The sequence below is a fragment of the Amycolatopsis stemonae genome, assembly GCF_054781455.1.
In genome coordinates this window covers 73,857-86,321 of sequence record NZ_BAAGUJ010000002.1, presented here as the reverse complement: position 1 = coordinate 86,321, position 12,465 = coordinate 73,857, and the positions used below count along the sequence as shown (strand labels likewise).

14 protein-coding genes and 3 tRNA genes are annotated in these 12,465 nt (G+C 69.9%); 13 read left to right on the top strand and 4 right to left on the bottom strand.

Annotated features, from left to right (window positions below; all coding sequences use genetic code 11):
• Positions 1-44: 44 nt before the first annotated feature.
• A complete protein-coding gene (locus ACYVLJ_RS06425) occupies positions 45-983 on the bottom strand; it encodes a GNAT family N-acetyltransferase (protein ID WP_451982469.1) in 939 nt (312 codons plus the stop codon).
• A gap of 238 nt (positions 984-1,221) precedes the next feature.
• Here ACYVLJ_RS06425 and ACYVLJ_RS06420 point away from each other — a divergent pair, with 238 nt between their 5' ends.
• From ACYVLJ_RS06420 to ACYVLJ_RS06395, 6 genes are all read left to right on the top strand, one after another.
• A complete protein-coding gene (locus ACYVLJ_RS06420; RefSeq protein ID WP_451982466.1) occupies positions 1,222-3,876 on the top strand; it encodes a putative bifunctional diguanylate cyclase/phosphodiesterase in 2,655 nt (884 codons plus the stop codon).
• 80 nt (positions 3,877-3,956) lie between these two features.
• Positions 3,957-4,029 (top strand) — tRNA-Thr (locus ACYVLJ_RS06415).
• Between the two features lie 130 nt (positions 4,030-4,159).
• Positions 4,160-4,232, top strand: a tRNA-Met gene (locus tag ACYVLJ_RS06410).
• 49 nt (positions 4,233-4,281) lie between these two features.
• A complete protein-coding gene (gene rpmG, locus ACYVLJ_RS06405; protein WP_005152047.1) occupies positions 4,282-4,446 on the top strand; it encodes a 50S ribosomal protein L33 in 165 nt (54 codons plus the stop codon).
• 76 nt (positions 4,447-4,522) lie between these two features.
• The gene (locus tag ACYVLJ_RS06400; protein WP_451982463.1) at positions 4,523-4,972 is read left to right on the top strand and encodes a MaoC family dehydratase N-terminal domain-containing protein; all 450 of its coding nucleotides are present in this window, start codon (positions 4,523-4,525) and stop codon (positions 4,970-4,972) included.
• The gene (locus tag ACYVLJ_RS06395) at positions 4,969-5,367 is read left to right on the top strand and encodes a MaoC family dehydratase (protein WP_460438044.1); all 399 of its coding nucleotides are present in this window, start codon (positions 4,969-4,971) and stop codon (positions 5,365-5,367) included. Before ACYVLJ_RS06400 ends, ACYVLJ_RS06395 begins: the two co-directional genes overlap by 4 nt.
• Before the next feature lie 82 nt (positions 5,368-5,449).
• Here ACYVLJ_RS06395 and ACYVLJ_RS06390 read toward each other — a convergent pair whose 3' ends face one another.
• Positions 5,450-6,358: an SGNH/GDSL hydrolase family protein gene (locus ACYVLJ_RS06390; protein ID WP_460438043.1), complete on the bottom strand. Its 909-nt coding sequence runs from the start codon at positions 6,356-6,358 to the stop codon at positions 5,450-5,452.
• A gap of 152 nt (positions 6,359-6,510) precedes the next feature.
• On the opposite strand from ACYVLJ_RS06390, the gene ACYVLJ_RS06385 reads away from it, so the two are divergent.
• Complete coding sequence (locus ACYVLJ_RS06385) at positions 6,511-6,726, top strand: hypothetical protein (RefSeq protein WP_451982454.1); 216 nt, start codon at positions 6,511-6,513, stop codon at positions 6,724-6,726.
• Positions 6,727-6,730: 4 nt separating this feature from the next.
• Here ACYVLJ_RS06385 and ACYVLJ_RS06380 read toward each other — a convergent pair whose 3' ends face one another.
• Positions 6,731-7,654 carry an LLM class oxidoreductase gene (locus ACYVLJ_RS06380; RefSeq protein WP_460438042.1) on the bottom strand — a complete coding sequence of 308 codons (924 nt, stop codon included), beginning with the start codon at positions 7,652-7,654 and terminating at the stop codon, positions 6,731-6,733.
• 206 nt (positions 7,655-7,860) lie between these two features.
• Between ACYVLJ_RS06380 and ACYVLJ_RS06375 the strand changes: the two genes are divergently transcribed.
• The 6 genes from ACYVLJ_RS06375 (at position 7,861) to ACYVLJ_RS06350 (ending at position 11,459) form a co-directional block, all read left to right on the top strand.
• Positions 7,861-7,933 (top strand) — tRNA-Trp (locus ACYVLJ_RS06375).
• A gap of 26 nt (positions 7,934-7,959) precedes the next feature.
• Positions 7,960-8,400, top strand: coding sequence for a preprotein translocase subunit SecE (gene secE, locus ACYVLJ_RS06370; RefSeq protein ID WP_451982448.1), 441 nt, complete (start codon positions 7,960-7,962; stop codon positions 8,398-8,400).
• A gap of 66 nt (positions 8,401-8,466) precedes the next feature.
• Positions 8,467-9,306: a transcription termination/antitermination protein NusG gene (gene nusG / locus ACYVLJ_RS06365; protein WP_451982445.1), complete on the top strand. Its 840-nt coding sequence runs from the start codon at positions 8,467-8,469 to the stop codon at positions 9,304-9,306.
• A 73-nt stretch (positions 9,307-9,379) separates the two neighbouring features.
• Complete coding sequence (rplK, locus tag ACYVLJ_RS06360; protein ID WP_043781763.1) at positions 9,380-9,817, top strand: 50S ribosomal protein L11; 438 nt, start codon at positions 9,380-9,382, stop codon at positions 9,815-9,817.
• 78 nt (positions 9,818-9,895) lie between these two features.
• Positions 9,896-10,615, top strand: coding sequence for a 50S ribosomal protein L1 (gene rplA / locus ACYVLJ_RS06355; protein ID WP_451982442.1), 720 nt, complete (start codon positions 9,896-9,898; stop codon positions 10,613-10,615).
• A gap of 70 nt (positions 10,616-10,685) precedes the next feature.
• Positions 10,686-11,459, top strand: coding sequence for an alpha/beta fold hydrolase (locus ACYVLJ_RS06350; RefSeq protein WP_451982439.1), 774 nt, complete (start codon positions 10,686-10,688; stop codon positions 11,457-11,459).
• A gap of 1 nt (position 11,460) precedes the next feature.
• Here the strand turns inward: ACYVLJ_RS06350 and ACYVLJ_RS06345 are convergent, their stop codons facing one another.
• A complete protein-coding gene (locus tag ACYVLJ_RS06345) occupies positions 11,461-12,303 on the bottom strand; it encodes a hypothetical protein (protein WP_460438041.1) in 843 nt (280 codons plus the stop codon).
• Positions 12,304-12,465: the final 162 nt, after the last annotated feature.

Below are 12,465 nucleotides of genomic sequence, written 5' to 3'. Positions count from 1 at the left end.
GCCAGCCTATAAGGACAGCGGGCCGCCGGTAATCCTCCAGTCGTTCACCGGACGGCCGGCCGCCGCTGCCAGTACGTCCACAGCGGGCGGTACCCCTGCGCGTACCAGAACGGCGTCGAGAGCGGGTTCGCCGCCGCGTGGTGCAGGAGGACGACGTCGGCGCCTTCCTCGTCCAGTACCTGGTGGGCGTGGGTGGCCAGCGCGGTGCCGACACCGGACGACCGCGCCTCCTTCGCGACGGCCAGCGAAGACAGGTAGCCGACGCGCCCGGCGGCGACGCGGTCGCTGATCCAGCCGGTCTCGCCCGGGTGCTGGACGTTCACCATGCCGAGCGGCCGCCCGTACAGCTCGGCGATCCACACGGCGGGCTCCGGCCGGTCCAGCTTCTCGGCCAGGTCCTTGGCGAGAATGTCCTCGACGCCTTCGCGCCAGTTCACCGTGCCGTACTGCGCGTCGTAGGAGTGCAGCTCCATGCCGAGCGCGACGGCGGTCTCGAGGTCGCCGGGTTCGCCACGGCGGATCTTGACGCCGGGGGTGCCGAGCGGCGTCGCCGGGAGCATCCGCTCGGACGGCCTGACCGCGATCACCCGCAGCGGGGCGAAGCCGTGGTGCAGCATTTCCCGCGCGCCGGCGCCGTCCCGGCTGGCCCGCGGCACGACCGCCGCGGTCTCGGTGTCGCCACGCGCGGCGACCGCGCGCAGATGTTCATCCCATCGGGTGAGGAGGGCGTCCAGGACCCCGGCCGGCTGCGGGCCGGCCAGCTGGAGGTCGAGCCGGTGCTCGGTCAGCGCGCGCCACGGGGCGTTGGGGGCGTCCTGGTCGACCTGGATGCGCGAGGCGAGCCCGGAGGCGGCGGAGTCGCCCGTCGCGACCTCCAGGACCACGGCGTTTTCGGCTGCCTCGAACGGAGAAGAACCGGGGAGCAGGGGATCCACCGACGCGAGCCGCGCCGAGTGGTCGGTGGCAATCACATCGCTGTGCATGGGCACATTGAAGCGCTACCCGGGCCGTCGTGCGCAGAGAGCTGTCCGGGCTGATGTTCGCCCGACGTTTCACCCCTTGGTCCACGCAGGTCAGCGCCATCGAGGCATTGTTAACCCTGGGGTGATCTCCTACTGTCTCGAAAGGGACACGGGTACGCCCTACGGGGTACGGTATGGCCCTTGTCCACACCCGAAGTCACGGATCAGCACCGGTGGACAAGCCGGGAGGGAAGGTCGGATGCCGGACACCAACGCCCACGGCGACGCCGTCGCACAGGCGCAGCCCGGGCCGGGAGCCGCTTCCGGGGCACCTCCCCAGCCGGCCGTCTCCGCGGAAGCCCGCACCGACGAGCGCCGGTTCCGCGCGTACACCTTCGCCGTCCTGAGCCTCGGGCTCGTCGCCGCGTTCGCCGTCGGCTCCTGGCTGCCGTTCCACTGGGACAGCAAGCTGCTCTGGATCGGCCCGGTGCTCGCGGTCGCGTTCCTGCTCGCCGAGCAGCTGGGCATCAACGTCGACGTCCGCAGCGGCATCTCGTGGACCATCTCCTTCACCGAGATCCCGCTCGTCATCGGGTTCTTCGTCGCGCCGTTCGAGGTCGTGCTGGCCGCGCACCTGGTCGCCGGCATCGGCACGCTGCTCGCGCGCAAGGTCGCCGGCCGCGTCCTCTACAACGCGGGCGCGTTCCTCCTCGAGATCACCGGCGCGTTCGGCGTCGCCGGGCTGGTGAAGGTCGCCGTCGGCGCCGGGGCGGGCGACGAGATCCCGTGGGTCGCCGCCTTGGCGGGCACCCTGACCGCGCCGCTGGTGAGCACGCTGCTCGCGCTGGCCGCGGTCCGCGTGCTGCGCCGCCGCATGCGGGTCAGCACCGCCGTCCGGCTCACCGCGCGGATCCTGGTCGTGGGCTTCGTCAACGCGTCGGTCGGCCTGTCCGGCTACCTCGTCATCTCGAACACGCCCAAGGCGTGGCCGCTGGTGCTCGCCGTCTTCCTCGGTCTCACCGCGCTGTACTGGGCCTACTCCGACCTGTTGCGCGAGCAGCGGGACATGGAGGCGCTCTCCGACGTCAGCCTGATGGTGGCCCGCTCCGGCCAGCAGGCCGCGGCGCGCCCGGCCAGCCGGGCCGACGAGCTCGTCGGCGGCGTCGACGTCCGCGAGTGGGCGACGATCGCCGAGCGCATCAAGGACCAGCTGGCCGCGGGCCGGGTGGTGCTGCGGCTGCGGCTCGAGCCGAAGGACACCATGCGCGTGGTCGTCGCCGGTGACGACCTGCCGGTCGCCGACCCGGCCGCCGACGACCCGCTGCTGCGCCTGCCCGGCGCGCACGTCCGGCACTTCCGGATCACCGAGGCCAACCCCGACGTCCGCGCGGCGCTGCTCGACCGCGGCGCGCAGGAGGCGCTCGTCGTCCCGTTGCGCAGCGCGAACCAGCTGCTCGGCGTCGTCGAGGCGCACGACCGGCTGTCCCGCTGGCGCGGGTTCGGCAAGTACGACGTCCAGCTGCTCGGCACGATGGCCAGCCACCTCGCGACGTCGCTGGACAACCGGCGGCTGCTCGCGACCCTGCGGCACGACGCCTACCACGACCCGCTCACCGGGCACCTCAACCGGCCGGGCTTCCGGCAGGTGGCGAAGGAGCCGCTGCGGGACTACGCGCACGCCGTGGTGCTGCGGATCGACCTGGACGTCTTCTCGACGGTGTCCGACGCGCTGGGCTACGCCTGGGCCGACCGGATGGTGATCGCCGCCGGCCGCCGCATCCGCGACGCACTCGGCCCCGACGTCCCGCTGGCCCGCCTCGAAGGCGCGTCGTTCGCGGCGCTGCTCGTCGGCTGCCCGCCCGAGGACGCCCACGCCGCGGCGGAACGGCTGCGCGAGGAGCTGTCCGCGCCGTACCCGGTCGACCGGCTCTCGGTCGAGGCGAACGCGATGATCGGCTACGCGACGACGACGCCCGAGGAGTCCGGCGACGTCGTCGACATCGAAGGCCTGCTGCAGCGCGCCGACGTCGCCGTCCGCGCCACGAAGGGTGGCGAAGAGGTCCGCGGCTACGTGCCGAGCATGGGCCAGATCTTCCTGCGCCGCTTCCAGATGGTCACGCAGTTCCGGCAGTCGCTGGAGGACGGCCAGGTCAGCGTCCACTACCAGCCCAAGATCACGCTGCCGAACCGGCAGGTGGCGGGCGTCGAGGCGCTGGTCCGCTGGGTGCACCCGGAGTTCGGCAGGCTCGGCCCGGACGAGTTCGTCCCGGCCATCGAGGCGGCCGGCCTGATCGGCGTCCTGACGGGGTTCGTGCTCGGCGAGGCGCTCAAGCGCTGCCGCAAGTGGCTCGACGAGGGCCTGCGGATCTCGGTGGCGGTCAACCTGTCGGTGCGCAACCTCGCCGACGAGGACTTCCCGAACAAGGTCGCCCGCGAGCTGGAGCGCTACGGCGTCCCGCCGGAGCTGCTGACGTTCGAGCTGACCGAGTCCGGCGTGATGTCCGACCCGCAGAAGGCGCTGCCGATCCTGCGCGAGCTGCACTCGCTGGGCATCGTGCTGGCGGTCGACGACTTCGGCACCGGGTATTCGTCGCTGGCCTACCTGCGGCAGCTGCCGGTCGACCAGGTCAAGATCGACAAGAGCTTCGTCCTCGGCATGGGCACCGACCTCGGCGACCTCGCGGTGGTCCGCTCGATCGTCGAGCTGGGCCACTCGCTCGGCCTCACGGTGGTCGCCGAGGGCGTCGAGGAGGACGTCGCGCGCGACCAGCTGGAGGCGATGGGCTGCGACGTCGCCCAGGGCTACCTGATCTCGCGCCCGCTGCCGGAGGACCGCCTGGAGGCCTGGCTGCAGGCCCGCACGGCGCGCTCGCCGGGTCGCCACTCCGAGACCGTGCTTACCCTGCTGACCTGAGGTTTTGTGCTAACGGGACCCCGGTTGCACGGCCGGGTGACGGGGCTTGCTAATCTTTCCAAGTCCTCGCGAGAGGCCAGGCCCCTTTAGCTCAGTCGGCAGAGCGTCTCCATGGTAAGGAGAAGGTCTACGGTTCGATTCCGTAAAGGGGCTCCGCGAGTGGGCGAGCTATGCGCGGGGAAAACCCGAGCCTAGCTCGCTTCGCGGTGTCCATCTGGGGGCCCAGCCCCCAGGCCCCGTCCAGGGGGCGAGCCCCCTGGACGCCCGGGGTTGGGCATGACAGGGCGGTGTAGCTCAGTTGGCAGAGCAAGCGGCTCATAATCGCTGTGTCGCCGGTTCAAGTCCGGCCACCGCTACGCGGTAACGACGGGGCTGGCCCCCGGACCTGAGAGAGAAGGAAACGCTGTGGCTGCCACCGACGTGCGACCCAAGATCACGCTGGCGTGCGAAGAGTGCAAGCACCGCAACTACATCACCAAGAAGAACCGGCGCAACAACCCGGATCGCCTGGAGATGAAGAAGTTCTGCCCGAACTGCGGTACGCACCGGACGCACAAGGAAACCCGCTGACGCGTACGCGTTCACCAGCTTCGAAGAGCCGCCCTGGACCACCGGGGCGGCTCTTTGCTGTTGGTAGCCTCCTCGGGTGCCTTTGGACGAGTCGTTCACCGGGCGGGTGTACCCGCCGCAGACCAGCTACGAAGTGAGCCGGGAGAAGATCCGGGAGTTCGCCGACGCGATCGGCGACGCCAACCCGGTCTACCGCGATCCGGAAGCCGCCCGCGCGGCCGGCCACCCGGACGTCATCGCGCCGCCGACGTTCATCACGATCGTCAACCTGGCCGCCATCAACGCGATCGTGTCCGACCCGGAGCTGGGGCTCGACTACTCGCGCATGGTCCACGGCGACCAGCAGTTCAGCTACACGCGCCCGGTCCGCGTCGGCGACCGCCTGCTGCTGACGACCCACATCGACAAGATCATGGCCCGAGCGGGCAACGACTTCATCAACTTGCGAGCAGAGATCGCGGACGGCGACGGCGACCACATCGCCACGACGCGAGCCCAGCTGGTGGTCCGGGGGGAGGACGCATGAACGTCGGAGACGAGCTGCCGGGCATCGAAGTCCGGGTGACACGCGACCAGCTGGTCCGCTACGCGGGCGCGGCGATGGACTTCAACCCGATCCACTGGAACGAGGCGTTCGCGAAGGCGGTGGGCCTCCCGGACGTCATCGCGCACGGAATGTTGACGATGGCCCTGGCAGGCAGGGTGGTCACGGACTGGCTGGGCGACCCGGCCCGCCTGATCGACCTGAGCGCCCGCTTCACCCGCCCAGTGGTGGTCCCGAACACCGAAGAGGGTGCCCTGGTGGAGTTCACCGGCAAGGTGGGAGCCGTGAACGACGACGGCACGGCCCGCATAGACCTGGTGGCCAAGTTCGACGGCAAGACGGTCCTGGGCAAGCCCCAAGCGATAGTCCGCGTCTAGCAGGCCACGAGCACCCACACCCCTCCCCAGCACCCCGATCCGAAGCCGTGTTCCGGCTTCGGATCGGGGTGCCCGGAAGACCTCAGAACGGCGACTTGAGCACGGAGAGAACGGCATCGGCCATCCCCTGCTCCCCCCGGGCATTGGGGTGCAACGGCGCAGCGTGCAGCGTCGGAACAACCCCCTCGACCCACCGCGTATCAGAAGCGGTGCAGACGTCGTGCCCCTTACCAGGCGTAGCGGTATCGGCATACCCGGCCCGATGCGAATCAGCCTGATCCTCAAGCATCTTGTTCAACTTCCCCAACGCCTCGCGGAAGTAAGCAACATCCCCGGCTCCGACGGGCAGCACCGGCCAGCACCCATCGCCATCAGGCAGAACGGTCGGATACCCGACAACGACGACCTTGGCCTTGGGCGCCTTCGAATGGATCCGGTCCAACAAGGCCCCGACCTTCGGGGCAGTGGCATCGATCTTCTCGGCAAGCTGATCATGCCCACCAGCGGTCAACCGGTCCTTGCACGGCGACGCCGCCCGGTGCGCGGTCGCACAGGACTCCGCCAGCTGCAAGAACCCGACGTCATTCCCGCCGATACCGAGCGTGACGAGAGTCGTCTTGGCCGTCACAGCGTCAAGCTGAGGCGGGTTGGTGCCGTTGGCGGTCTTCTGCGCGGCAGTCAGGTTCGAGGTGGTCGCACCACTGCAGCTGACATCGGCGAACTCGGCCGGCTTCAGGTCGGCCGAGACGAGGTGGGGGTAGTTGTCGTCGGACCGCAGGCAGCCACCCGGCGCCCCGACCGCCTGCCCGGTGTGCGGGCCGGCCGTGTAGGAGTCACCCAGCGCGACGTAGCGCCCGGAACCACCCCCGGTTTCGACGCCCTCGGGCGCCGCGGCGGAAGAGCCGTGCTGCCACTTGTAGTACCCGAAGGCCAGGAGCCCGAGCACGAGTACGGCGACAAGGCAGCCGCCCCCACCGCTGTTTTTCGCCACACCTTCGTTTCTACCGAACCGAAGCCCGATTCGATCAGGTCGATCCGGGTGACTAGGGAAAACCTGAACGAGGGATTGACTGTTGCGCGGAGCGTCGGGGGCGGCGAGGGTGGGCGCGTCCGATGAAGTTCTGTGAGAAAGGCAGGAACGCAGTGAGCCTGAACCTGAACAAGCTCGTCGACAAGGCCTACGAGGACAAGTCGATCAAGGAGCTGCTGGACGCCCCGCCCTCCGCGCTCGAAGGGCTTACGCCGAAGCACGACGAACTGCTCGCCGAGCTGAAGATCAAGACCATCCGCGACCTCGCGAACTGGAAGTACGCCGCGAAGGCCCAGGCCCTCGCGACCCTCGCCGACAGCGAGAGCTGACCCGTCAGGCGGTCAGCTCGGCCGCCAGTTCCAGGGCGTGGTCGACGTCCTTCGCCACGTAGTGCAGGTCGACCAGGACCTCCGTGATGCCCTCTTCGCGGGCCACGTCCAGGCACGGCGCCACGTCCGCGACCGTCTCGACCCCGGTACCCGCGCGCGGGTTGATCCGCAGCACGCGCCGCAGGGTGCCGGGGTCGCGCCCGGCCTTCTCGGCCGCCTCCCGGGCGATCGACCACAGGCCGTTCAGGTACTGCTTCGGCATCCAGCCCGCGAGCCACCCGTCGGCTCGCCGCCCGACCCGGGCCAGCGCCGGCGGCGAGAACCCGCCCAGCAGCACCGGCGGCCGCGGCTCCTGCGCCGGGCGCAGGCCGACCGTCGACGGCGGGATCCGCCACTGCGGGCCCTCGTGCTCCGCCGGGTCGCCCGTCCACAGCGCTTCGAGCGCGTCGAGCAGGGCCTCGAGCCGCTTGCCCCGCCCGGCCCACGGCACGCCGGTGGCGAAGTACTCCTCGCGCAGCCAGCCGAGCCCGAAGCCGACGTCCAGCCGGCCGCCGCTGGTCAGGTCGAGCGAGGTCAGGGCCCGGGCGAGCAGCACCGGGGAATAAACCGGGCCGGTCAGGGTGCTCATCCCCAGGCGGGCGGTGCGCGTCACGGCGGCCGCGGTGGCCAGCGTCGTGAACGGGTCCGCGAAGGTCTCGAACTCCTTCGGGTACGGGTGCTCCGCGGTGCCGCCGCTCGGGTAGAAGTCGGTCGGCTCCCGGGGCGTCAGGATCCGGTCGCCGACCCACAGCGAGCCGAACCCGAGGTCTTCGGCGGCGGTCGCGAAGCGCGCGACGGCCGCGGGGTCGGCCAGTGCGCCGTACTGCGGCAGCGCGAGCCCCAGCCGAATCCCGCTCACCGGTGAACGGGACTCCGGGTTGTCCGTCATGGCGCACATCCTGGCATGATCAGGAGGTCCGCGGGGAGTTTTCCGCAGGCCGGCCGGGGTTCGGCGGTCGATCGGGGGGCGCGGTTGCAGCCTCTCGCGAGGCTTGCCGTAGACTTCGGGACTTGGAACGCACTACGGTCATCCCCGCCTGGATGGTGGGGACGATGGAATGCGTCCAACGGGGCTCCGAGCGATCGGGGCTCCACAGGGGTGTAGCTCAATTGGCAGAGCAGCGGTCTCCAAAACCGCAGGTTGCAGGTTCAAGTCCTGTCACCCCTGCGTAACGGAACTGGTGGAGCGGAGGAGTGGTCGTGAGCGACAGCGACGCCAGCGGCGGCGAGCAGGAGCAGGACGGCACCGGGCAGAAGCCCGAGAGCCCGTCCCGTCCCGTCACAGCTGCTGCCCGGCGTGAGCGCCGTGCGACCGCTCGCCCGGCGGGGAAGTCCGCGGCACGTGCGGACGACAAGGCCCGCCCGGCCGGGAAGTCGGGGGAGAAGACCGCCCCCGACGCGAAGGGCGCTCCGACCCCCAAGCGTGACCAGAAGGCGAAGAAGGCCTCTGTGTTCGCGCGGCTGGTGCGCTTCATCCGCGAGGTGTGGGCGGAGCTGCGCAAGGTCATCTGGCCCAACCGCAAGCAGATGGTCACCTACACCGCGGTCGTGCTGGTCTTCGTGGTGTTCATGGTGGCCCTGGTGAGCGTCTTGGACTTCGCGTTCAAGAAGGGCATCGGCGCGATCTTCGGCTGAACCGCCGTCGTGCCGCGCGGGCCGGCCTGACCGGACCCGGCAAGCGATCAACTGAGAGGACGGAACGTGACCTCCGACAACGGCACATCAGCCGGTCACGACCTGACCGAGCTTTCCGACGAGCAGGTGCACGCGGCACTCGGTGACGAGGACTCCGCGCACCTCGAGCCCGTCGACGTGCCCGACGAGGTCGACGAAGCCGCTTCCACGGACGACGAGAACGCCGAGGCTCCCGCTGAGGACGTCGCGGCGGAAGACGCCGAGACCGAGCCCGCCGCGGCGGACGAGGACCCGGTCGCCGCGCTGCGCGCCGAGCTGCTCGCCGCCCCCGGCGAGTGGTACGTCGTGCACTCGTACGCCGGGTACGAGAACAAGGTGAAGACCAACCTCGAGACCCGGACCCAGACCCTGGACGTCGAGGACTACATCTTCCAGATCGAGGTCCCGACCGAAGAGGTCACCGAGATCAAGAACGGCCAGCGCAAGCAGGTGCAGCGCAAGGTGCTGCCCGGCTACATCCTGGTCCGGATGGACCTGAACGACGCCTCGTGGAGCGCGGTGCGCAACACGCCGGGCGTCACCGGGTTCGTCGGCGCCACCTCGCGGCCGTCGCCGCTGACCGTGGACGAGGTGCTGAAATTCCTCGCCCCGCAGGTCGAGAAGGAAGCCCCGGCGAAGGCGGGCAAGGGCGAGTCCACCGCGACCGCGGCGCCGCTGGGCGGACCGGCCGTCGAGGTCGACTTCGAGGTCGGCGAGTCGGTCACGGTCATGGACGGCCCGTTCGCCACGCTGCCGGCGACGATCTCCGAGGTCAACGTCGACGGGCAGAAGCTGAAGGTCCTGGTGTCGATCTTCGGCCGGGAGACCCCGGTCGAGCTGTCGTTCAACCAGGTCTCCAAGATCTGACGGCCGCCGGGCGGCCGCAGTCCCCACGTCCACGGCAGGTACGCGGGGAACGTAGTACAGGACAGGAAAAGAAATGCCACCCAAGAAGAAGAAGCTTGCGGCGATCATCAAGCTGCAGATCAAGGCGGGTGCGGCCAACCCCGCGCCGCCGGTCGGCCCGGCGCTGGGTCAGCACGGCGTCAACATCATGGAGTTCTGCAAGGCCTACAACGCCGCGACCGAGTCGCAGCGCGGGGACGTCGTCCCGGTCGAGATCTCCGTCTACGAAGACCGGTCGTTCGACTTCAAGCTGAAGACGCCGCCGGCCGCCAAGCTGCTGCTGAAGGCCGCGGGCGTGGAGAAGGGCTCCGGCGAGCCGCACAAGACCAAGGTCGCCAAGGTCACCTGGGACCAGGTCCGCGAGATCGCCAAGACCAAGGAGACCGACCTCAACGCGCACGACATCGACCAGGCCGCGAAGATCATCGCCGGCACTGCCCGGTCGATGGGCATCACGGTCGTCGACGCCTGACGTTTGCAGCACCCCGTGGGAGAGCCAGGTGCTGGCTCTGACACCACACTGATCCGTTGTTGAAGTAAGGACAGAAGCATGACCAAGCACAGCAAGGCATACCGCCAGGCTGCGGAGCTCATCGACAAGGCGCGCCTGTACGCGCCGATCGAGGCCGCGAAGCTGGCGAAGGAGACCTCCAAGACCAAGATGGACGCGACCGTCGAGGTCGCGATGCGTCTCGGTGTGGACCCCCGCAAGGCCGACCAGATGGTCCGCGGCACCGTGAACCTGCCGCACGGCACCGGTAAGACCGCCCGCGTCATCGTCTTCGCCGTCGGCGACAAGGCCGCCGAGGCCGAAGCCGCCGGCGCGGACGCGGTCGGCACCGACGAGCTGATCGAGCGCATCCAGGGTGGCTGGCTCGACTTCGACGCCGCGATCGCGACGCCGGACCAGATGGCCAAGGTGGGCCGCATCGCCCGCATCCTCGGCCCGCGCGGCCTGATGCCGAACCCGAAGACCGGCACGGTGACCCCCGCGGTCGAGAAGGCCGTGAAGGACATCAAGGGCGGCAAGATCAACTTCCGCGTCGACAAGCAGGCCAACCTGCACCTGGTGATCGGCAAGGCTTCCTTCGACACGGAGAAGCTGGTCGAGAACTACGCGGCGGCGCTGGACGAGATCCTCCGCGCCAAGCCGTCGTCGGCGAAGGGCCGCTACCTCAAGAAGGTCACCTTCACCACGACGATGGGCCCGGGCATCCCGGTCGACCCGCTGCGGACCCGCAACCTGCTTTCCGAGGATGCGGCCGTCTGAGTCGGACATCACCAGAAAGGGCGTCCCCGCTTGCTGCGGGGGCGCCCTTTCTTCGTGTCTCATGGACAGCATGCCGACTTTCGCGTCGTTCGACGGCCTCCGGTTGAACTACACCGTGTGGGAGGGCGACGGCGCCCACCACCCGGTGCTGCTCCAACACGGCTTCGCGGCCGACACGAACGCGAACTGGATCTCCACGGGCGTGGTGGCGGCGTTGCGTGCCGCGGGCCTGACGGTGATCTCCCTCGACGCCCGCGGCCACGGCCGTTCCGAGAAGCCCCACGACGAGTGCCGCTACGCGGGCGACAGCATGGCCCGCGACATCTCGGCCCTGCTGGACGAGCTGGGTCTGGACGAGGTCTCGCTGGTCGGCTACTCGATGGGCGCGATCATCGCCCTGGCGGCCACGGCGGAGGACAAGCGCATCCGCTGCCTGGCGACGGGCGGAGTGGGCTCGGGCATCGTCGACTTCGGCGGCGTCGACCTGCGCGTGGTCAAGCCGGCGGACATCGCCTCGGCACTGCTGGCCGAGGACCCGTCGACGGTCCCGCCCTCAGGAGTCCCGTTCCGCCTGCTGGCCGACGCAGTGGGCGGCGACCGCCAGGCCCTGGCGGCGGTGGCGCTGGCATCGGAAGAAGGCAGCTTGAACCTCTCGGCGATCGGCGTCCCGACCCTGGTGCTGGCGGGTGACCAGGATCCGCTGGCGGCGGAGCCGGAGCGCCTGGCGGCGGCGATCGCAGGGGCACGGATGGTCCGCATCCCGGGCGACCACATGACGGCCGTGATGTCGCCGGCGTTCTCGGAGGCGCTGGTGGCGTTCTTGACTGCACCGCACCAACGCTGACTCAGCTGGTCGGCGGCGCCGCGGGGCAGGGCGACGGCTCGTTCGTGTGCGCGGTGATGAGCCACTGGCTCTTGTCGACCTTCTGTACGGTGAACGCGCCGAGCGCCGGGCCGCCCTTGATGCCGAACTGGCACGAGCTGATCGTGAAGCGGTCTCCCGGCAGGGGCTCGGAGACGTACGACGGCATCGACTCGGCGTAGTCGTTCTTGCTGGTGACCTTGCGGTTCAGCTCGTGCACCGCGACCTGGCAGTCCGCGTAACCCAGGTCTTGGGCGAACTTCTGCTGGACGGGCTCGTCCATCCGCCCGCACGCCTGTGGGACGAGGTTCTGCGCGACGGCGTCGTAGACCTCGCGGACGGCTTCGTACGGACTGGTCGAGAGGATGCGGTTCGTGTGATACGTCCCCCCGCCCTCCTGGGCGAGCTGGGCCGACGACTTGCCCGCGTCGCTCGGGAAGAAGTGGTTGTACAGCCACGTACCCGCGAGGCCGAGGATCACGATCGCCAGCACCCAGGCGATCACCTTCTTGCCCAGCCAGCTCAGCCACTTCGGTGCGCGACGGCGCTCGGCCGGGACCAGCTGGTACCCCGGCGGGATGACCGGCGGCTGGCCGCCGGACTGCGTGGCCGGCTGCGTGGGCGGTGCCTGGACCATCCCCGCGTCGGGCGGGGGCGCCGGCTGGTTGCCCTGCTGGGCCTGGGTGAACTTCAGGTAGTCCTGGAACTGCTGGAACTGCCTGAACTCCGCCAGCTGCGCCGGATCCAGGGGAGGAGACGCGGGCGTCGAAGGGCCCGCCGGTTCGATGTCCGAGCCGGGCTTTCCGTCATCACGCTGCTCCGCCACGTCACCATGATGCCCCACGCCACCGCGAACGCAGGGGGCGAGTAAGCCCGGCGCGGATGACCAGGTATTCTTGACGACGGTTCTACCGAAGACCGCTGGTTTTCCCCGCCCAAACCGGGGAACGAAGGTCCCGCATTTCGCCGGGCGGCCCGCGCAGGAGGA